Origin of the sequence: Rhizobium sullae, from assembly GCF_025200715.1 — a bacterium.
Lineage (GTDB): Bacteria > Pseudomonadota > Alphaproteobacteria > Rhizobiales > Rhizobiaceae > Rhizobium > Rhizobium sullae.
In genome coordinates this window covers 68,648-89,938 of the sequence record NZ_CP104144.1, presented here as the reverse complement: position 1 = coordinate 89,938, position 21,291 = coordinate 68,648, and the positions used below count along the sequence as shown (strand labels likewise).

At 59.7% G+C, this 21,291-nt stretch carries 16 protein-coding genes and 2 pseudogenes; 9 read left to right on the top strand and 9 right to left on the bottom strand.

The features are described 5' to 3' along the window. Window positions 1–5 precede the first annotated feature (5 nt). From N2599_RS20995 to N2599_RS20970, 6 genes are all read left to right on the top strand, one after another. Window positions 6–788, top strand: coding sequence for a carnitinyl-CoA dehydratase (locus N2599_RS20995; protein ID WP_027513671.1), 783 nt, complete (start codon window positions 6–8; stop codon window positions 786–788). A gap of 127 nt (window positions 789–915) precedes the next feature. Continuing rightward, window positions 916–2,505 (top strand): ABC transporter substrate-binding protein, encoded by a 1,590-nt coding sequence (locus N2599_RS20990; RefSeq protein WP_027513670.1) that lies wholly within the window; start codon window positions 916–918, stop codon window positions 2,503–2,505. Window positions 2,506–2,602: 97 nt separating this feature from the next. Next, complete coding sequence (locus N2599_RS20985) at window positions 2,603–3,610, top strand: ABC transporter permease (protein ID WP_027513669.1); 1,008 nt, start codon at window positions 2,603–2,605, stop codon at window positions 3,608–3,610. Beyond that, entirely contained in the window at window positions 3,607–4,434 is an 828-nt protein-coding gene (locus N2599_RS20980; RefSeq protein WP_027513668.1) for an ABC transporter permease, read from the top strand. The genes N2599_RS20985 and N2599_RS20980 overlap by 4 nt, the downstream gene beginning before the upstream one ends. Next, on the top strand, window positions 4,427–6,058 hold the full coding sequence (locus tag N2599_RS20975; RefSeq protein ID WP_027513667.1) for an ABC transporter ATP-binding protein: 1,632 nt from the start codon (window positions 4,427–4,429) through the stop codon (window positions 6,056–6,058). The genes N2599_RS20980 and N2599_RS20975 overlap by 8 nt, the downstream gene beginning before the upstream one ends. A gap of 59 nt (window positions 6,059–6,117) precedes the next feature. Continuing rightward, window positions 6,118–8,121 carry a CocE/NonD family hydrolase gene (locus N2599_RS20970; protein WP_027513666.1) on the top strand — a complete coding sequence of 668 codons (2,004 nt, stop codon included), beginning with the start codon at window positions 6,118–6,120 and terminating at the stop codon, window positions 8,119–8,121. 3 nt (window positions 8,122–8,124) lie between these two features. Here the strand turns inward: N2599_RS20970 and N2599_RS20965 are convergent, their stop codons facing one another. Then, the gene (locus N2599_RS20965) at window positions 8,125–9,036 is read right to left on the bottom strand and encodes an alpha/beta hydrolase (RefSeq protein WP_027513665.1); all 912 of its coding nucleotides are present in this window, start codon (window positions 9,034–9,036) and stop codon (window positions 8,125–8,127) included. 445 nt (window positions 9,037–9,481) lie between these two features. Here N2599_RS20965 and N2599_RS20960 point away from each other — a divergent pair. Both N2599_RS20960 and N2599_RS20955 read left to right on the top strand, forming a co-directional pair. After that, window positions 9,482–10,588: pseudogene (locus N2599_RS20960) on the top strand (Fic family protein). Window positions 10,589–10,609: 21 nt separating this feature from the next. Beyond that, entirely contained in the window at window positions 10,610–11,428 is an 819-nt protein-coding gene (locus N2599_RS20955) for a DUF429 domain-containing protein (RefSeq protein WP_027513593.1), read from the top strand. A 113-nt stretch (window positions 11,429–11,541) separates the two neighbouring features. Here the strand turns inward: N2599_RS20955 and N2599_RS20950 are convergent, their stop codons facing one another. From N2599_RS20950 to N2599_RS20930, 5 genes and pseudogenes are all read right to left on the bottom strand, one after another. After that, window positions 11,542–12,588, bottom strand: coding sequence for an adenylate/guanylate cyclase domain-containing protein (locus N2599_RS20950; protein ID WP_027513594.1), 1,047 nt, complete (start codon window positions 12,586–12,588; stop codon window positions 11,542–11,544). Further along, window positions 12,585–12,962 (bottom strand): response regulator, encoded by a 378-nt coding sequence (locus N2599_RS20945; protein ID WP_027513595.1) that lies wholly within the window; start codon window positions 12,960–12,962, stop codon window positions 12,585–12,587. Before N2599_RS20945 ends, N2599_RS20950 begins: the two co-directional genes overlap by 4 nt. Beyond that, complete coding sequence (locus tag N2599_RS20940) at window positions 12,955–14,475, bottom strand: hybrid sensor histidine kinase/response regulator (RefSeq protein ID WP_244914732.1); 1,521 nt, start codon at window positions 14,473–14,475, stop codon at window positions 12,955–12,957. Before N2599_RS20940 ends, N2599_RS20945 begins: the two co-directional genes overlap by 8 nt. 3 nt (window positions 14,476–14,478) lie before the next feature. Continuing rightward, window positions 14,479–16,173 (bottom strand): annotated as a pseudogene (locus tag N2599_RS20935) (PAS-domain containing protein); the annotation flags it as partial. Window positions 16,174–16,260: 87 nt separating this feature from the next. Then, window positions 16,261–17,355, bottom strand: coding sequence for a branched-chain amino acid ABC transporter substrate-binding protein (locus N2599_RS20930; RefSeq protein ID WP_027513596.1), 1,095 nt, complete (start codon window positions 17,353–17,355; stop codon window positions 16,261–16,263). A 629-nt stretch (window positions 17,356–17,984) separates the two neighbouring features. Between N2599_RS20930 and N2599_RS20925 the strand changes: the two genes are divergently transcribed. Then, window positions 17,985–18,452 (top strand): Fic/DOC family N-terminal domain-containing protein, encoded by a 468-nt coding sequence (locus N2599_RS20925; protein ID WP_027513597.1) that lies wholly within the window; start codon window positions 17,985–17,987, stop codon window positions 18,450–18,452. On the opposite strand, the gene N2599_RS20920 is transcribed toward N2599_RS20925, so the two are convergent. From N2599_RS20920 to N2599_RS20910, 3 genes are read right to left on the bottom strand one after another with little or no spacing between them, the layout of a single operon-like run. After that, window positions 18,449–19,501 (bottom strand): ABC transporter ATP-binding protein, encoded by a 1,053-nt coding sequence (locus N2599_RS20920; protein ID WP_027513598.1) that lies wholly within the window; start codon window positions 19,499–19,501, stop codon window positions 18,449–18,451. The two genes, N2599_RS20925 and N2599_RS20920, sit on opposite strands and share 4 nt — an antisense overlap. Window positions 19,502–19,519: 18 nt before the next feature. Further along, window positions 19,520–20,362 carry a carbohydrate ABC transporter permease gene (locus N2599_RS20915; protein ID WP_027513599.1) on the bottom strand — a complete coding sequence of 281 codons (843 nt, stop codon included), beginning with the start codon at window positions 20,360–20,362 and terminating at the stop codon, window positions 19,520–19,522. Then, the gene (locus N2599_RS20910; RefSeq protein ID WP_027513600.1) at window positions 20,352–21,290 is read right to left on the bottom strand and encodes a carbohydrate ABC transporter permease; all 939 of its coding nucleotides are present in this window, start codon (window positions 21,288–21,290) and stop codon (window positions 20,352–20,354) included. Before N2599_RS20910 ends, N2599_RS20915 begins: the two co-directional genes overlap by 11 nt. Window position 21,291 lies beyond the last annotated feature (1 nt).

Below are 21,291 nucleotides of genomic sequence, written 5' to 3'. Positions count from 1 at the left end.
AGAAGTTGCAAGACCCCATTCGCACCAGACGCGACAGCGGTATCCTCGAGGTCATCATTGACCGGCCGAAGGCGAACGCCATCGACCTTGCGACCAGCCGCGACATGGGCCTGATTTTCCGCAATTTCCGCGACGACCCTAAGTTGCGTGTCGCCATCGTGTCGGGTGCTGGCGAGAAATTCTTCTCGGCCGGATGGGATCTGAAGGCTGCGGCAGCCGGCGATGCGGTCGATGGCGATTATGGCGTCGGCGGGTTCGGCGGCTTGCAGGAACTGCGTGACCTCAACAAGCCCGTCATCTGCGCTGTCAACGGCATCTGTTGCGGTGGTGGTCTGGAGATTGCCCTTTCCGCCGATCTGATCATCGCCGCCAAGCACGCAACCTTTGCACTTCCGGAAATTCGCTCGGGAACGGTCGCAGACGCTGCTTCGATCAAGCTGCCGAAGCGCATCCCCTACCATATCGCGATGGACATGCTTCTGACTGGCCGATGGCTTGACGTTACGGAGGCGCATCGCTGGGGTTTCGTCAATGAAATTGTCACTGCGGACAGGCTGATGGAGCGGGCATGGGAACTGGCCCGCCTTCTCGATAGCGGTCCGCCGCTCGTCTATGCAGCCATCAAGGAGATCGTGCGCGAAGCCGAAGGAATGACATTTCAGACTGCCATGAACAAGATCACCAAAAGGCAGTTTGCAACGGTCGATGCCCTTTATTCGAGCGAGGACCAGTTGGAAGGCGCACGGGCTTTCGGGGAGAAGCGAAGCCCAATCTGGAAAGGAAGGTGACGAGGCGGCAGCGACCGCATCATTTTCCGCATGATCGCGGGCAGTGAGGTTTCGGGGCGGAAGAGGAAACCGCATCCCGAAGCGTTGCCCGGGAGTTCTATCAACATCAAGAAGAAGGAACAGGGGAATGAACGACTACACGAAATATCTGGCAAGCCGCGTGAGTGCGGGCGGTCTCAGCCGCCGCGAGTTCATGGGACGCGCAATGGCGGCGGGCGTTACGCTGGCGCTTGCAGACCAGCTCTTCACCGAAAGCGCAACGGCAGCCGAACCAAAGCGCGGCGGTCACCTGAAACTCGGTCTCGAGGGCGGCGCAGCCACCGATTCCAAGGACCCGGCAAAGTTCCTGTCACAATTCATGTTCTGCGTCGGCCGTTGCTGGGGCGACATGCTGGTCGAATCCGACCCGCTGACCGGCGCTGCCGTTCCGGCGCTAGCCGAATCCTGGGAAGCGTCTAACGATGCCGTCACGTGGACCTTCAAAATCCGCAAGGGTGTCAAGTTCCACAACGGTAAGGACCTGACGATCGACGATGTCGTTGCGACACTGAAGCGCCATACCGACAGCAAATCGGAGTCAGGCGCTCTTGGTGTTGTCAAGTCGATCAAGGAGATCAAGGCCGACGGCAGCGACCTCGTCCTGACGCTGGCCGAAGGCAACGCCGACATGCCGTTGCTCCTGACCGACTACCACCTCGTCATTCAGCCGAACGGCGGCAATGACGACCCGCTCGCCTCTATCGGCACCGGTCCCTACAAGCTTGCGAGTTTCGAAGCCGGCGTACGTGCGACCTTCGAAAAGAACAAGGACGACTGGCGCAGCGATCGTGGTTATGTCGACTCGATCGAAATCATCGGCATGAACGATGCGACGGCACGTATTGCAGCGCTTTCGTCAGGTCAGGTGCACTACATCAACCGCGTCGATCCGAAGACTGTGGACCTGTTGAAGCGTGCGCCGAATGTCGAAATCCTGTCGACGTCCGGCCGCGGCCATTACGTCTTCATCATGCATGGCAACACTGCGCCCTTCGACAACAACGATCTGCGCATGGCGCTGAAATACGCCATGGACCGCGAGACGATGGTCAAGAAGATTCTTGGCGGTTACGGCAAGGTCGGCAATGACTTCCCGATCAACAGCACATATGCGCTTTTCCCCGAGGGCATCGAACAGCGCGCCTATGATCCGGACAAGGCGGCCTTCCACTACAAGAAATCAGGTCATAGCGGCTCAGTCCTGCTGCGTACCTCCGAGGTCGCCTTCCCGGGTGCCGTCGATGCCGCCGTCCTCTATCAGGAAAGCTGCAAGAAGGCTGGGATCAATATCGAGGTCAAGCGTGAGCCAGGCGACGGCTATTGGACAAACGTCTGGAACGTGCAGCCCTTCTCGACGTCCTATTGGGGCGGCCGTCCGACGCAGGACCAGATGTACTCCACGGCCTATATCTCGACGGCCGACTGGAACGACACCCGCTTCCTGCGCCCGGACTTCGACAAGATCCTGCTCGAAGCCCGTTCGCAACTCGACGAAGCAAAGCGCAAGGAGATGTATCGCAGCATGGCAATGATGGTCCGTGATGAAGGCGGCGTCATCCTGCCTATGTTCAACGACTTCGTGAACGCTTCCACCAAGCAGGTGAAGGGCTACGTTCACGATATCGGCAACGACATGTCGAACGGCTACGTCGCGACCCGCGTCTGGCTGGACGCCTGATGCTCGAAGCGGGGCGGAGACGCCCTCATCTCTAACGGAACCGGGGCCGCGGAAAACCTCCGCGGTCTTCCTGAGGTTTCAGCGCGAGGCATCAGTCATGTCCAATCCGCCACCCAGCACCGTCTTGCCGGGACTAAGATTCAAGCAGCGTTTCCCGCTGCTGTCCCTCATCGCCGAGCGCTTCGTGCTCAGTCTTTTGCTGCTTCTTGCTGTTTCGATCCTGATCTTCGGCGGCCTTGAAGCGCTGCCGGGCGATTTCGCGACAACCTATCTCGGCCAGTCGGCGACACCGCAGGCTGTTGCCAATATCCGCACCGAACTCGGTCTCGACCGGCCTGTGACTACGCGTTATTTCGAGTGGCTCGGCAATGCCGTGCAGGGTGATTTCGGCACCTCCTGGGCAAGCAAGAATTCGGTGAGCGAGCAGATCGCCAAGCGGCTCGGCAATTCGCTCTTCCTTGCAGCCTTTGCGGCGTTGATTTCGGTGCCGCTTGCCGTCGGGCTCGGCATGCTGGCGGTGCATTTCCGCAACCGTTTGCCTGACAAGATCATCAACGTGATCTCTCTGGCGGCGATTTCACTACCGGAATTCTTCATCGGTTATCTGCTCATCCTGTTCTTCGGCGTGAAATTCGGGATCGCGACATTTCCTGCGACCGTCTACGACGGCATGGATTTCGTCGACCGGCTGAAGGCCATCGCCCTGCCGACCGCCACCTTGGTACTCGTTGTCCTTGCTCATATGATGCGCATGACACGGGCCGCAATCCTCTCTGTGATGTCGTCGGCCTATATGGAAACTGCAGAACTGAAAGGCCTCGGCGCCTTCCGCTCGATCGTCAAACATGCCGCACCCAATGCTTTGGCGCCGATCATCAACGTCGTAGCGCTGAACCTTGCCTATCTCGTCGTTGGCGTCGTCGTGGTCGAGGTCGTCTTCGTCTATCCCGGCATGGGCCAGTACATGGTCGACGCCGTTACCGTCCGCGATATGCCGGTCGTCCAGGCCTGCGGCCTGATCTTCGCCGCGGTCTACATCCTTCTCAACATGGTTGCCGACACCCTGGCGATCGTCGCCAACCCGCGTCTGAGGCATCCACGATGAGATTGAGAGGCATCCCCATTACCGCCTGGATCGGCATCATAGGCATTCTGCTGGTCTTCATCTGTGCGATCTTCGCACCATGGATCGCGCCATATGGCGAGACCGAAGTTGTCGGCAATGTCTGGCAAGTGGGTGACGCGCAGTATTTCTTCGGCCTCGACAATCTCGGCCGCGATATTCTTTCGCGGCTGATCTACGGCGCCCGAACGACGCTGTTCGTGGCACTGGCAGCAACGATCATCTCATTTTCGCTGGGGATCATCCTCAGCTTCACCGCCGCCGTTTCGCGCGGATTGATCGACGCGATCTTCTCGCGCTTCAACGACTTGATGATGTCAATCCCGACCCTGATCTTCGCCCTTGTCGTGCTGGCGGTGCTGCCGCAGAACCTGATTGTGCTCATCCTGGTGATGGCGATCCTCGATTCCACCCGCGTCTACCGTCTCGGCCGCGCCGTCGCGCTGGATGTGGCGGTCATGGAATTCGTGGAGGCCGCCAGGCTGCGCGGCGAAGGCACGATCTGGATCATCTTCCGGGAGATCCTCCCGAACACGCTCTCGCCTCTGCTCGCCGAATTCGGCCTGCGCTTCGCCTTCTCGATCCTTTTTCTGTCGACGTTGTCCTTCCTCGGTCTCGGCATCCAGCCGCCGTCGGCGGATTGGGGCGGCATGGTCAAAGACAACAAAGACGGCATCATCTTCGGCATATCTGCCGCTCTCGTTCCGGGCTCCGCGATTGCGGCGCTCGCAGTCTGTGTCAATCTGGTGGTGGACTGGCTCCTGAAGCGCACCTCCAGCCTCAAGGGAGGGCGTGGCGATGCCTGAGCTTCTTTCCGTTCGCGACCTCAAGATCGAAGCAACCAGCTATCCGCCGGGCGAGCCGCCGAAGCGCGTCACAATCGTCGACGGCGTCTCCTTCGACCTGCAGAAGGGCAAGGTGCTGGGCCTGATTGGCGAATCCGGCGCCGGCAAATCCACGATCGGTCTTTCAGCGCTCGCCTACGGTCGCGGCGGCGCCGAAATCACCGGCGGCGCGGTCATGCTCGACGGAGTGGATATCCTGCCACTGGGGAAATCGGGCATCCGCCGGATTCGCGGCGCCCGCGTCTGCTATGTCGCGCAATCGGCTGCTGCCGCCTTCAATCCGGCCCACAGGCTGGGCGAGCAGGTGATCGAAGCTTCGGTCAAGCACGGTTTGATGACCAAGGACGAGGCCGGCAAGCGTGCTCTCTATCTCTTTCGCGTTCTCGGCCTTCCAAACCCCGAGACGTTCGGTAGCCGCTTCCCCCACCAGGTCTCGGGCGGCCAATTGCAGCGTGCCATGACGGCGATGGCGCTCTGTTCCAATCCGAAGCTGATCGTTTTCGATGAGCCGACGACCGCGCTCGATGTGACGACGCAGATCGACGTCCTGGCGGCGATCAAGCATGCCATTGAGGAAACGCATACTGCCGCACTCTACATCACGCATGATCTTGCCGTCGTTGCGCAGGTCTCGGACGACATCATGGTTCTGCGTCACGGCAGGCAAGTCGAATATGGATCTGTGCAGCAGATCATCGAGGCCCCACGGGAGGATTACACCCGTGCTCTCGTCAACGTTCGCCAGATCGCCCGCGAGGAAGCCGCCGATCAATCCGGCGCGCTTTTGAAGGTCGAACGTGTCAGCGCGCAATATTCAAACGGGTTTAAGGTTCTCCACGATGTCTCGCTGCATGTGCCGAAGGGCCAGACGCTGGCAATCGTCGGCGAATCCGGCTCCGGCAAATCGACGCTCGCCCGCGTCATCACCGGGCTCCTACCGCCCAGCGAAGGCGGAATTTTTTTCAACGGCAAGAAGCTGACGCCGGCCCTGAAGGAGCGATCGCGCGACGAGCTGCGGCGCATTCAGCTCATCTACCAGATGGCGGATACCGCCATGAACCCGCGCCAGACCGTGCGCGATATCATCGGCCGTCCCCTCACTTTCTATTTCGGCCTGCGCGGCGCGGCAAAGACCGCACGTGTCAAGGAGTTGCTCGAACAGATTGAGATGAGCAACGGCTTCGTCGGCCGCTATCCGGCCGAGCTGTCCGGCGGCCAGAAACAGCGGGTCGCCATCGCCCGCGCCCTTGCCGCCAGGCCGGAACTGATCCTTTGCGACGAGCCTACGTCGGCGCTTGACCCGCTGGTTGCCGAGGGTATTCTCAAACTTCTCCTGCGGCTGCAGGAAAAAGAGCAGATCTCCTACATCTTCATCACCCACGACATCGCAACCGTCAGAGCGATCGCCGATAGCGTCGCCGTCATGCATCGCGGCAAGGTCGTACGGTTCGGGCCGAAGTCAAAGGCGCTGTCAGCGCCTTTCGACGACTACACCGACCTGCTGCTCAAATCTGTGCCAGAGATGGAAATCGGCTGGCTGGAACGCGTCTTCGCGACACGGCGGATGGAAAGCGCCGGCAACTGAAATCCCGCGAGGCGCTTGCTGCCGCCTCGCTTCACGACAATTGTATCATGGAACATGACATGACCGCGCGCGGTTTCAGCACAATCGAAAATCAATGGATCACGCTGAAGGACGGCACGCGGCTTGCCGCCCGCATCTGGATGCCGGATGGTGCGGAGAACGATCCGGTGCCCGCCGTCTTTGAATTTCTGCCTTATCGAAAGCGGGACGGAACGAGCCTTCGCGACGAATCGACCTATCCGGTCTTCGCGGTTGCAGGAATTGCCGGCGTCCGCGTCGATATCCGCGGCTCCGGCGAATCCGACGGCGTGATCGATGGCGAATACACAGAACTTGAACTTGCCAACGCCTGCGAACTGATCGCGTGGATTGCCGCTCAGCCCTGGTCAAACGGTTCGGTCGGCATGATGGGGATCTCCTGGGGCGGCTTTAACAGCCTGCAGGTTGCAGCGCTCCGGCCTCCAGCGCTGAAGGCCGTCATCTCGATCGCCTCCACGGTCGACCGCTACAATGACGATATCCACTATAAAAACGGCTGCCATCTTTCCGCGCAACTCTCGTGGGCAGCAACCATGCTTGGCTATCAATCCCGTTCGCCCGATCCGACTCTGGTCGGCGAACGTTGGAAAGAGATGTGGCTGGAGCGACTCGAGCAGGAGCCCTTCTTCATGGAAGAGTGGCTGACCCATCAGCGCCGCGACGCGTTCTGGCGCCACGGCTCGATCTCACAGGATTTTTCGAATGTCGAGATTCCCGCGCTAGTGATCGCAGGCTGGGCGGACGGCTATCGCAATACGCCTTTGGCGGCTGTCGAAGGGCTGGGTGAGAAAGCGAAGGCCCTGATCGGCCCGTGGGTTCACAAATATCCGCACTTCGCCTGGCCGAAGCCGCGGACAGACTTTCATGGCGAAGCGATCGCCTGGTGGAACAAGTGGCTGCGCGGCGAGGACAACGGCATCGACATGCTGCCCCAGACCCGAGCATATATTCTTGACGCCATCCGCCCGGCTCCGCGGCGCGAGTTCGATCCGGGCTTCTGGGTTGCCAAGGATGATTGGAAGCCGCCGGAAATGCAGTGCTTCTATGTAGAGCAATTCGGCAAGCTGACTGAGGGCATGCCGATCCCGCAGGCGCCGGAACACACAGCTTATCTGCGTTCGCCGCTAGATACTGGCACCGCATCCGGCGAATATTTTACGCTGAAGCCCGATGCGGAGATGGCGATCGACCAACGCTCCGACGACGCCGCTTCGCTCACCTTCGATACCACGCCGCTTGCCGCAGACCATGATTATCTCGGCCGCCCGGTGCTCAGCCTCTCGCTGCGCTCCGAAGCCCTCACCGGCAATCTCTGCGCCCGGCTCGTCGATATCCATCCGGATGGTACGGCGACACGCGTCGCCTTCGGCGTCATCAATCTCACCCATCGCGACGGCAACGCAGACCCCGCTCCGCTTCCGCCCAGCGAGAAAGTCTCGATCCGGCTCGTCCTCGATGCCTGTGGCTACCGCTTCCGCAAGGGACATCGCATCCGCCTGTCGCTGTCCACCGCATACTGGCCGATGATCCTGCCGCCGCCGGACGATCAAGGTGTAGAGATCGATATCGCCTCGCTTGGCCTGGCGCTGCCAATGCTCGGAGAGCATCGCCGGGTCGATATTCCCGAACCGGCCAATCCCGATCCCTTGCCCAAATACATCGAACACGCACCCGCGGCGGCGAAGCGGCAGGTCATGCGTGATCTTTCGGCCAATCGCACGGAGTATCTCATCCACGAGGATACCGGCCTCTACGAGCATCCTGAAACCGGCCTTTCGACGCGGCAACTCCGCGAGGAGGTCTGGTCGATTTCACCCGCCGATCCGCTATCGATGACAGGCAACTCCACCTGGACCTGCGACATGCGCCGCCCTGGCTGGTTCGTGCGAACTGTTGCGACGGCGAAAATCGCCTGCACGAAGACCGACTGGGTCATCAATGCCCTGGTAACGGCCTATGAAGCCGATGTTCAGATTTTCGAAAAGGTTTTCGCGGAGAAACGCGTCCCCCGCGACCTCATGTGAGTGTCACGCTGCTGCAAAACGGCGCACCGCCTCGCAGACGGTCAGGAAACCAGCACGCGCGCCATCGCTCATATGGCGGGCCCGCAACCAGGCATGCACCATCTGCGGCTCCTCGCGGAACCAAACTTCGACACCGTTCTGCGCCAGCCTGGCGGCATATTGTCGAGCGTCGTCCCGTAGGGGGTCGAAGGCCGCGCCGGTGATAAAGGCTGGTGGTAGTCCATCAACAGAGGCAGACTTGAGCGGTGCTGCTACGGGATCGTCTTGCGGCGCCTGCAGGATTTCCCGGTAATAGGCCACATCGGCCGTCGTCAGTCCTGGCGCTTCGCTCATCTCGACGTAGGATCCCGCCGTCAGATCACCGCCCAGCGCCGGGTAAATCAGAACCTGCCCGGCGATGTTGGAAAGCCCCGCCTGCTTTGCCCGCATGGCAAGCCCCGCTGCGAGATTGCCTCCGGCGCTGTCACCAATAAGGACGATCCTGCTGCCGCGTGAGGCAAGCTCGGAAAGCACAGCGAAGCCATCGTCGGTCTGCGCCGGCCAGCGATGTTCTGGTGCCAGCCGGTAGTCGACGGCGACCAGTTCGGCACCCGCAAAGTCGGCGATTTCCGCACAGATCGCGTGGTGGCTCTCAAGCGAGCCGACGACGAAACCGCCGCCATGTAGATAGAGAAGCGAGGTCTCACTCGTCACATGCCGTGGCCTGTAGCACCTTGTCGGCACAGTACGGATCGGAGCATCAGCGAAAGTCAGGCCAGCAGGAATCGGCGGACTGAAACGGGCACACAGCGCGTCATATTGGGCCCGCTGGGCTTCGGTAGATTGCGATACCGCATCGTCTGAACAGACGCTGCTGCAGACGGAAAGAAATTCAAGGATACCTGTCTCTTCGGGCATCGGGCGGTTGGCCGTCATGTTGCATCCTGTAGAATGTGAATACCTAGGTCATAACAGTACGGTGCCGGAATGTGAGCGCAAGCGCATCAAATGGCTGGTGCATCAGGTCTCGATCCTTAAGTGACCCTTGTCGTAAGACGGCTTCTCTGTCGTCCTCTCGGCATCACTACTGGCCTCCGGTCGGTTTTGCTCTTCAGCCGCGCAAGATTATGAAGCCAGCCTTAACGGCCGAGCCGGCTGTTGCCCTCGAAGAATTCGGGATCGTTCCGGTATCCCTAGGTTCTAGTTCAGTCTCACGCCGTCGTCAGCTGCGAAGAGATGAATTGCTCTTATCTCAGGCTCGACAGTGATTGTTTCGCCGGGCGTGGGCAGGACGCGCTCGCGAAAGATACGAGCAACCTGCATGGGCAAGACAGGCATGCGGCGAATAGGACGCATAATCTCCGCAGGAGATGCGGGGATTATGTCCAAGTACATTCATCAACTGCCGGAATGGCCCAAGATCGAATGGAAGCTGGAAAACCTGTCCCAGCAGCTCGTCACCGTCCGGCATCGGCAGGGCAGACTCTTTGGCCATATGCAGGCGCTAGGCTTCCCATTACGCCAGGAAGCCATTCTCAAGACGCTGACCGAAGACGTTATCAAATCCAGCGAGATCGAAGGCGAAAACCTCGACCGCCAGCAGGTCAGGTCATCGATTGCCCGTCGCCTTGGCATTGAGGCTGGCGCGGTGCTGCCCGCCGATCGCGCGATGTTGAGGGCGTCATCGAGATGACGCTCGATGCCACGCAGAAATTCGACGAATCCTTGACCGACAAACGCCTGTTCGGCTGGCATGCGGCGCTTCTTCCGACTGGTCGCAGCGGCATGATGAGAATTGTTGTCGGCGCTTGGCGCGACGACAAGTCGAGGCCGATGAAGGTCGTCTCAGGTCCGCTCGGCAATGACCGCGTCCACTATAAGGCGCCAGCCGCAGAACGGCTCGACCCCGAAATGAACGCATTTCTCGACTGGTTTAATAGCGGCGAGGACATTGATCTTGTCCTAAAGGCGGGCCTGGCCCACCTGTGGTTTGTGACCATCCATCCCTTCGATGACGGCAATGGCCGCATCGCTCGTGCTATAGCGGATATGATGCTTGCCCGGTCCGAAGATAGCCCGCAACGCTTTTACAGCATGCCGGCGCAAATCCTCTCGACCGGAAAGCTTACTACGATATTCTGGAGAGGACGCACAAAGCCCGGGACCTTGACGTGACGCCGTGGCTGGACTGGTTCCTGCAATGCCTTGACCGCGCCTAGGAGGTGCGAAGGAAACCCTCTCAGATGTGCTTTTCAAGGCCGAATTCTGGAAGCAACACGAGGGCGAAACATTCAATGACCGCCAACGTGACAGGACCAATCGCCTCCTCGACGGATTCGATGGAAAGCTCACGTCCTCGAAATATGCCACAATTGAAAGGTGCTCGCCGGACACTGCGCTGAGGGATATAAACGACCTTCTGCGGCGCGGTATCCTCAGAAGGGAAGCGGCTGGAGGACGCAGCTCCAGCTATGTTCTGCAGGAGTGAGTCTGCCTGAAGAGGGATGGAATGAGCACCTCGACCACATCTGTGATTGGGTTCGACTCTGCCTGGACAGACAATCCCAGGGCGCCAGGAGGGATCTGCGTCTTACGCGAAGACGAAGCGGGGTCGCGATTGCACTTCATGCCCCGGCTCGCCTCCTTCAACGAGGCGGTAGAGATCATCCATAGCGAGCGAGGGCAAGTTGGCAAATGCCTGGTCGCTCTTGATCAGCCGACAATTGTCCCAAATCTGAGCGGCTCGCGACCCGTCGACAAGGTTGCCGGATCGCTCATTTCCTGGGTAGGTGGCGGCGTTCAACCGGCGAACCGATCGAAGCTTGGCATGTTCGATGCTGCTGCGCCAATCTGGCGGTTCAAGGGCGCACTTGGTGCAATCGAGGATCCCGAACTTGCAAGAACAGCGCATGAAGGATTATTTCTTCTCGAAGTTTTTCCTGCCCTGGCATTACTCGCAATCGAGAATACCTATTGCCGCCGCCTCGGCGCTCCAAAATATAATCCAGCCAACCGGAAGACGTTTAAGTTCGCGCATTGGCAGTCTGTGTCAGAAACGGTCCGGAAATTCGGAGAGCTTCGAGCCCTGGCGCAACTAGAGTCATGGTGTTCAGCCGTCTCAGCAAACGCGGCGCCGATGAAAGCTGACCAGGACAAGATCGATGCTATGATATGCGCTCTCATTGGATTGCATTGGCTGGCAGCACCGCGCGAGCAGTCGGTCATGATTGGCGATCTGGAGAACGGCTACATGATCGCTCCTGCAATCAATGGTATTCATGAGCGGCTTCTGACCGCTGCAAGGCAGAGGGATGTGCCGATCCGGTAAATGCACGGACACGATGTCACCGGCACATGCCGGCCACATCCGCCGCTCAGGAACGTCTCAGCCTGGCAAGACGAACTGCATGGCGAAGGGTGGCTAGGGTTGTTCCGGTCCCCTCAACGAAGTTCCTGGCATTCGATCAGTTCAATCCGACCCTTGCCCTTGATTTCTACGAAGCCCAGTGAGCGCCCGCGACCCCGCTCGCGAATGCGATGCCACGTGGCCCCGCTGGTCGCTACGGTCCCAGGGCTAGCATGGGCTGCGATCCGGGAGGCCATATTTACCGTGTCGCCCCACAGGTCGAACACGTATTGCCGCTGCCCGATGATCCCCGCCACAACTGGACCGAATTGAACGCCGACTCGTACTTCCCATTTGGGCTCGATGCGGCGTGATGCCGTCACCATGTCGAGTCCGCATTGCAAGCTGGCAAAAACCGGATCTGGCATGCGATCAAACAGGCCGGCCGTAGCCATAAAGGCGTCGCCGATAGTCTTGATCTTCTCCATTCCATGCTGACGGACGATTCGTTCGCATTCGCCGATCAGCGCCTGAAGATCCTCCACCACTTTCTCCGGCGGATTCTCATCGCAATAGGCTGTGAAGCCAACGATATCACAGAATAGCACCGCGACTTCATTGTATCGGCGGGGCCGGACCTCATTGGTCGCTTTGAGCTCGCGCACCGCGCCGGCCGGTAGGATGGCGTACAGAAGCTCGTCAGCTCGGCGCTTTTCGTTTTCGATTTGCTGCATATATACCGCCTCTTGGTCGCGCAGCCTCTTCTTTTCCAGGCAGGCGGCCACGCGGGCACGCAGCAGAACCGCGTTGAACGGTTTGGCCAGATAGTCCTCGGCGCCGAGGCTGATGCAGCGCGCCACATTGTCGATCTCATCGACCGCCGATATCATGACAACCGGAATGTTGCGCAGCGTTGTGTCGGCCTTCAGGTGCTCGAGCACCTGGTAGCCGTCCATTTCCGGCATCGTAATGTCGAGCAGCACAAGGTCGAACAGTCTCGTTGCCAGCATTTCGAGCGCCTCCCGTCCATTGCTGGCGCATCCCACGTTCCGGTAGCCTTCTCGCTTCAAGCGTTCGGTCAGTGTAAAGCGATTGTCCTCGTTATCATCGACGACAAGCAGGGCAGGTCCAACCTCACTCATGGCATCGACTCCTTTGGAAGCAGGGCCTTGATCTTTCCAAGCAGGCGCGCGAAGTCGACGGGCTTGGTATCGAAGTCATCGCACCCGGCGGCCAGTGCTGCTTCGCGGTCGCCAGCCATCGCGTGCGACGAGAGTGCGATCACGGGAATACCCCGCGTCTCAGCCAATGCCTTGAGACGTCTTGTCGCCTCCCAGCCGTCGAGGACGGGAAGGCTTAAGTCCATCAGGATAAGCGCCGGGGCGTCCGATCGTGCACGCGCCACGCCCTGATCGCCGTCGGTGGCGACGACTACCTCGTAGCCTTTTCGTCTTAGCCGCGCGGACAGCATGTAGACGTTGTCCTCATTGTCCTCGACATAGAGGATCCTAACCATCACGGCGATCCTTGTCAGGTGAGCTTCGTTTGACAATGTATCGAGCAACCATCTTGCGCAATTCCTCCAGAAGCTCGTTGCGGCTGAAGGCGGCTTTGGCGAGCACGCGCTCGACGCCACCGTTCAGACGCCGGTGGTCTTCCTTGCCAAGGGTCGCCGCCGTCACAACCACGACCGGCATCGCCTTGAAGGCAGGCTGCTTTCGCAGTTCGATAAGGAACTCGAAGCCGTCCATTTCCGGCATGATGAGGTCGAGAATGATCAGATCCGGAGGCGCGCGGATGAGCCGTTCCAGCGCGACCCGGCCATTCTCGGCCTCGTCCACATCGCAACCCTCGGTACTCAATATGCGACGCCATTGCTGGCGCGTGTTCTCATCATCTTCGACGATCAGAACACGAAGCGCTGGGCTGGGCGCGCCCGACCAGAATTTGGCGATCAGTTTCCGGAGCGCGTCGCGGTCGATCGGCTTCATCAAGTAATCGGCGGCACCGAGCGCGTACCCCCGATTCCTCTTATCCGCCATGGTGAGCATCACAACGGGGATACTCGCGAGCTCAGGATCCGCTTTCAGTTCCTGCAGGACGCTCCAGCCGTCGCAACCCGGCATGAGCACGTCAAGGGTGATGAGCGCTGGCTTCACCTGCCGGGCCAGATTAAGGCCTTCGGCACCGTCCCTGGCCGTCACTACATCGCAACCCTCGCGGGCAAGAAACCGGCGCATCTGGTCCCGCACCGCCTTATCGTCATCAACGACGAGGACCACGTTCGAGACGAGGCGAAGGTGATCATCAGCGGCGACGCCGGTGCCAGGGGCCGGCTGCTCTGCCAGGGTGAAGCCTACGTCGATTGCCGAGGGCAACCACACCGTGAACTTAGTACCGGCGCCGGGAGTGCTGTCCACAGTGATCTGGCCATCCATCGCGCGGCACAGGCGTTGGCTGATGGCAAGCCCTAGCCCAGTGCCGCCGTACTTGCGGGTGGTGGAACTGTCGGCCTGACTAAACTCCTGGAACAGGTTCGTCATCTGCTGCGGCGTCATACCGATGCCAGTGTCGGCGACGGTAAATATCACGCCACCGCCTCCATCATGCTCCGCGCAGGTCGCCCCAATCGTCACTTGGCCGTTCTCCGTGAACTTGCAGGCGTTACTCAAGAGGTTGAGGAGGATCTGGCGCACCCGAAGCTGATCGGCGCGCATGCTGCCAATGTCATCTGGGCAGCGGATGATGATCCGGTTGCGGTTTTTCTGCGCAAGGGGCTGCGCGGTTGTGGCAGCATCTTGAACCATTCCTGCGATATCGAACTCCTCGATATGCAATTCCAGGCGGCCGGCCTCGATCTTTGACAGATCGAGGACCTCATTAATGAGCTTGAGCAGATGCTTGCCGGCGCGCGAGACCCGCTGAAGCGGTTCGATCAGTTCGTCCTGGCCGGCTTCGCTGGCATCCTCCTGCAGCATTTCGGTAATGCCCAGGATGGCGTTCAGCGGCGTGCGCAACTCGTGGCTCATGCTGGCAAGGAACTTGCTCTTGGCCTGGGTCGCCGCCATGGCCGCGTCGCGGGCTATCTCGAGCTCTGTTTCATGCCTCTTAAGCTTGCTGATATCGGTGTAGACCGCGACGGTGCCGCCGCCGGTAATGCGCCGCTCATTTACTTGAACCCAGTGGTCATGGCTGCGATGTTGAACCAGCGTCTGCTTAGGGTTGCAGTGTGCCTCAAGCCGCGCGGCGAGCCATTCCTCCTCTCGACCTTTCGCGTCCTCGACGAGGCCCTGTTCCACTGCCTTACGGACAATCGTCTCAAATTGCGCACCCGGCGCGACGGCATCGGCTATGCCGGGATAGAGGATTTCCCTATAGCGGCTGTTGCACAGAACAAGCCGGTCCTCAGCATCGTAAAGGGCGAAGCCCTCGGAGATGCTCTCGATTGCATCGACGAGTCGCTGGCGCGCTTCGGCGATCTCACGCAGGTTTTTTTCTTCGACCTCGACCGCAGTGTCACGGAACAGCAGAAGCGCCTTGGCCATGCGGCCGATCTCGTCGCGGCCCGTGGCAGGCAGTGGTGCCCGAAGATTGCCGCCGGCGATGGCAAGCATGCTCTGGCTCAGCCCCGACAAGCGGGCAAGAAGATTGCGGTCGACATACAACCATACGATCAGAACTGAACTCAGGAGGCTCAGAACGGCTGAGCCAAGAACAACACCGGTACCGTAGCGCTGGACGGTAGCGGCTTCATGACCAGCCTCGGTGATGTCACGGTTAGCCGCAGCTACCAGGCGATCCACGGCAACGGTCAAATTACGCGAGAGCTGAGCGTTCTCGACCAATAGCTTCCCGCCCTTTGCGAGTAATGCGAGCTCATCCTCACGCGCTTGTGCAATGCTCTTCGGGCCGTCGATCAGCCCCTCGAACTCGTCAACACGCTGGCGGAACCGCGTTCGCAGCTTCTCATCGATCTCCGATGTCACCGTCGCAAGCGACTCGACCGAGCGGCGCAGCGGAAACGACATCAGCGCTAGGTCGCCGGGCGTCGGTGCAACCGCCGTTTTGAGCAGCGCTTCGTTGATCGCGGAAATCTCCCGTTGAGCCTTCTGTTGCGGGATGTAGGCGGAAATTGCCTGCGCAAGCTCTGTCGTAGCCGCCGCGCGTGCTTCGGGTGGTACGGCGGCATCCGCCACGGTTACTCGCCACTGGGGGATCTTGGAGTTCATCACGAGGATGCCGGCTGCCACAAGACGCTCGCTTGCGATTGTCGTAGCCGACAAACGGCCCAGCAGTTCCTCTTTGCGCGCCACCACACCGAGGCGAGCGGCGACAAGATCGTTGAGGGCGTTGAGATTACGCCTCAGGCCAATCACTGCGGCTTCGATCTCAGCCACCGCCGCCGTGCTTGCCGCGGTGCCTTTGAGCGCGGCGAGCAACCCTTCCAGGCGCGACATCTCCACGCCGATCGCAGCCGAGACCTCGTTGTGCTGAACCGTGCTGGTCGTTGCAAGTACGGCCGGCGTAGTGGCGGCGACCCGCTCAGCTTGGCGGGAGAGCTCGAGCGATGCAAGCGCCGACGGGACCCGGCGCTCCGTGATCCTCTCGACGACCTCGCCCACTTGCAGGAAGGCATACACGGCTGCAGCGGTTGCGAGCACCGCGAAGGTGCTGATACCAAAGAAGGCGAAGAGTAAGCGGCCACGTATGCCGAGACGTTCAAACATCGCGGCGACCCATCCATCCGGCTGATGTGGTCAACATGGCCCGCACAGCTTTTTTCTCGAACGCGATCCGCAGTGATCAGCGTTGCGTTATTGCAATGGCACGTACTCGCCACCCTTCCAGATATACCATACCCAGCTCTGAACCGTGAGGTCGCCCTTGTCGTCAAAGTCGATACGGCCCAGCACAGTATCAAACAAGTGGGCGCGCAATGAAGCAATCACCTCGCGCAACTCCAGCGAACCGGCTTCCTTGACCGCCTGCGCCCAGGCCTGAACCGCGCCGTAGCTCAGCAGCGTATAGCCTGCAGGTTCGAAGTTTTCTGCACGGAACCGCTCCACCACCGGGGCCGCTTCGGGCGTTCGCCGTGCGTCCGCGGAGAACGTAAAGAGAGTTCCCTCAGCGGCTGGACCGGCGATCAGGGCAAATTCCTCGGTCGCCAGGGCATCGCCTGAGATGAACTGAACCGCGTAACCTTGGTCGTGTGCAGCGCGAACCATCAGCGCAACTTCAGCATGATAACCGCCAACATATATCACGGCGACTTTTGAAGCCTTTAGTGCAGCGATTTCAACCGAATAGTCGTTCTTCGCAGGACTGTACGCCTCGTAGGCCGTGTCGATCACACCCCGCTTGTTCAACTGCTTTTTGGTCTCATCGGCAAGGCCCCTGCCATAGGTGGTGCCATCGTGAAGGATCGCAATTTTCTTGTTGCCCCAATGATCGGCCAGATAGTTGCCGGCGACGACGCCTTGCGCATCGTCGCGACCAATGACGCGGAACACGTTGGCGCGGCCTTGCTCAGTCAGCAGCGGATTGGTCGACCCCGGTGAAATCTGCAGAACTCCCGCCGCCTCATACACCTCTGATGCCGGGATCGAGGCTCCAGAGCAGTAGTGCCCGACGACGAGAACCACGCCGTCAGCCACGAGTTTTTTGGCGACGGCCACCGCTTGCTCTGGATCGCAGAAGTCATCGACCGCGATGAGCCGCACCTGCTGGCCTAGAACGCCGCCCGCCGCATTGATATCGGCCACGGCCATCTCTGCGCCACGCTGCCCCTGTTCGCCGATCCACGCGAGCCGTCCGGTCATCGCGGCTGAAACGCCGATCAGTACCTCAGCGTGCGCGGAAAAACTGACCACGGCTGCAAGCGCGAAAACTGCGACGGCGATGCGGTGCATGAAACAGCCTTCCGCCTTGTGCACGAGAGCGGTACCGCAACTGCGCAGCAGGGCGCCTCTGTCATGATATGGCACTCGCGACCTGCCGCGATCAGCAACCTGCTATTCCAGCGGCACCTAGTCGCCATGCCTCAAAATATACCATGCGGCGCTGAGGAGTGATATGGCCTTATCGCCAGTTCGCCGTTTGATCGCTGCGAGACAGCCCGGACCGTATGAGCGTCCCAGCCCCCGACGAGTCTCGCCTTGATCTTGATCGTCGCCGCGCACTCGACCGTCGCAGAAGCTGTAAGTGGTGGTATCGACCACTTTGATTGCCAGATTCTGGGTATTTTGGCAGGGAACGTTGTTTGTACCTCTCACGTGAGACTCAAATCCCGTTGACTCTCAAAAATCCAGGATCTCGGACCTCAAGACAAATTGACTCTCACGACTCGGACTCAAAATAGTTTGTCTTCCAATATTCCTCGTTTTTGGTGGACAAATGTCATTGAGTTGGCCATGGCGCGACCAAGGTTATTTATCTTGCAAAAATACCGAACTCTGGGAGCCAAATATGGTTCAGCATCCCACGCTCGACCTGTCAAACGCAGTGGAATACCACTACGATCAATTTCCCTCCCAAGGGAATGGATGCCAATCGGCTCATAATTCCGATAGCCTCTGCATCAGCGGCGCTCGCTCGCTATGACCAGATGCTTAAGGGTATGCACAATGGCGAGATCCTGCTTGCGCCATTGCGCAACCAGGAAGCGGTGGGTTCCTCTCGAATGGAAGGAACCGTGAGCACCCTCGACGACGTGCTGAGATATGAGGCAGATCAAGAAGAAAGCGGCAATGAGCCGGAAGGGCACTATCGAAATGAGGCGATCGAAGTCTTCCTATACAGCCGGGCTCTCAGCGCTGCGCAGCGAAGTATCGAGCAAGGAGGTCCCCTTTCGAGCTTTCTTATCAAAAGCGCCCATAAGGTTCTGCTCGGTTTCGGCCGAGGCGCCCATCTATCGCCCGGTGAGTTCCACGCACTTGAAATGCGGCATAGTTGCAAACCTATCAAGGTTCGCGCTCTCCGATTCTCGAAACGTGATATGAGGCTCTAGTTCAGTCTCATGCCGTCGTCAGCTGCGAAGAGATGAATTGCACTTATATCGGGTTCGACCGTGATCGTTTCGCCGGGCCTGGGCAAGACGCGTTCCCGAAAGATACCGTTGAGCTCTATGGGTCCGATCCGCATCGTCACCTGCGTCTCTGATCCCATGGGCTCGACAAGCACAACCTCGACAGAGATGCCGCCTTCGGCCAGGTGGAAGTTTTCCGGTCGCACGCCGTAGATCGCCTTTTTGCCGTTGTGATCATGCGCCGCCTCGGGCAGCGGCAGTATCACACCGGCTGCCGCAAAACCTTCGGAGGTGATCTCTCCCGGAATGAAATTCATCGAGGGCGACCCTATGAAGCCGGCGACGAATTGGTTGACCGGCCGATCATAAAGGTCGAGCGGCGCACCGATTTGTTCGACGCGGCCGCCATTCAGGACGACGATCTTGTCGGCCATGGTCATGGCTTCGACCTGGTCATGGGTGACGTAGATCGTCGTTGTCTTCAGCTTCTGATGCAGGCTCTTGATCTCGCCGCGCATGACGACGCGCAGCTTGGCATCGAGATTGGAAAGAGGCTCGTCGAAGAGAAAGACCTGCGGGTCGCGCACGATTGCGCGGCCCATGGCGACGCGCTGGCGCTGGCCACCGGAAAGCTGGCGTGGATAGCGGTCAAGCAGATGCGCGAGGCCGAGAATGTCTGCCGCCCATTTGACGCGCTCGGCGATTTCCGCCTTGCTGCCACCGCGGTGCTCTAGCGAAAAACCCATGTTTGCGGCGACTGTCATATGCGGATAGAGCGCGTAGTTCTGAAAGACCATGGCGATGTCGCGGTCTTTCGGATCGAGATTGTTGACGATGCGCGAACCGATGGAAACCTCACCGCCGGTTATCGTCTCAAGACCCGCTACCATGCGCAGCAAGGTGGACTTGCCGCAGCCCGACGGACCGACGAGCACGACGAATTCGCCGTCGGCGATGTCGAGATCGACGCCGTGGATGACGGCGTGGCTGCCATAAGCCTTGCGAACGTTCGAGAGTGCAACTTCAGCCATAGATCGATATCCGGTTCTTCAGCCCTTGAGGCCGGTATGCGCGAGCCCTTCGACGAACTGCTTCTGCGCGATGATGAAGACGATAAGCACCGGCAGCGCAGTCAGCGTCGCGGCGGCGAGCTGGATGTTCCACATCGGCCCGCCATAGGCGTCGGTGAATTGCGTCAGCGCCTGCGGCAGCGTGAATTTCTCGGCGCTGGAGAGGAAGACGATCGGTTCCAGATAGAGGTTCCAACTATGCAGGAAGGTGAAGATCGCGACCGAGGCAAGCGCCGGTCGCGCCAAGGGAAGCGCGATCTTGCGAAATATCTTGAAACGCCCGAGGCCATCGACCCGCGCCGCCTCCTCCAGTTCGATCGGCAGCGAGATGAAGAACTGGCGCATGACGAAGGTGGCGAAAACGCTCGGCGCGCCGAAGATCGGAACAAGGATCAGCGGCCAGTGCGTGTTGACCATGCCCATCTTCAGGAACATCTGGAAGAGCGGCACGATCGTCACTTCAGAAGGGATCAGCAGCCCAAGCAGCACGACCATGAAGATCGCGTTGGCGAAAGGAAAGCGTATGCGCGCGAAGGCGTAGCCCGCCATCGACGACACGGCCATCGTGCCGATGGTGACGATCGCTGCGATGTAGGCGGAGTTCCAGTACTGATGGACGAAGGGCTGCAGCTTGAATACCTGCGAATAGGTCGTCCAGTCGTAAGAGGTCGGGATGAATTTCGGCGGGAAGGCGAAGATATCGCTGACCGGCTTTACAGACGAGGTCACCATCCACCAGGTCGGAAAGACGAAGGGAATGAGCAGCACGCACATCAGCCCGTAGACGAAGACCTTCATGCGCGGGGACAGGTCAGTTTTCATAAAAGACGACCCTCTTGCGCAACTGCCACTGGGCGAAGGTGAGAACGGCGACGATCATGAACAGCAGAATGGAAAGCGTCGAACCGTAACCGAAGAAATGGAACTGAAAGGCCTGCTGGTAGAGATAGTAGACGAGCACCGTCGTCGAGAGGCCAGGGCCGCCCTGCGTGAGTACCGCAATCTGTGCAAAGACCTGCAGCGAGCCGACGATCGTTATGATCGAGGTCAGCAGAACCGTCGGGCTGATCAGCGGCAAAGTGATCCGGCGAAACTGTTTGAAGCGCGGCGCCCCGTCGATGCGGGCTGCTTCATAGAGCTCGTTCGGCACGCCTTGAAGGGCCGCCAGGAACAGGATCATGTTGAGGCCGACATTCTTGAAAACCTGAACCGCGATGACCGAAATCATTGCCGTCGTTGGCTGGCGTAGCCAGTTCGGGCCTTCGAGGCCGAACATCATCAGCACTCCGTTGATGCCGCCGTTCTTCTGCAGCAGGAAGCTCCAAACGATCGTCCATGCAACAAGCGAGACGACGACGGGCGAGAAAAACAGCGTACGGAAAATGGTGATTCCGGCAAGCTTTTGGTTCAGCAGGACGGCAAGCAGCAATGCGAGACTCATATTGAACACGACAAGCCCGGCCGAAAAGATCGCCGTTGAGCCCAGAACGGAAGGCAGGGAAGGGTCGCTCAGGAGCTGAGCGTAGTTCTGCGCACCGGTGTAAGTGAAGGTATTTGCCAGTACGTTCCACTCATGCAGTGAATACCAGAAGACGAGGCCGAGCGGCACCATCACGAAGATGATGATGCCGACCAGCTGCGGCGCAATGAAGAGGAAACCGGCGAGGCTGTCACGTCGCTCCACCGTCCAGAAGGACGGCTTCGCCGCCGGCAGGCTCGGATTGGACGCATAGGGTTCTGCGGCAGCCATA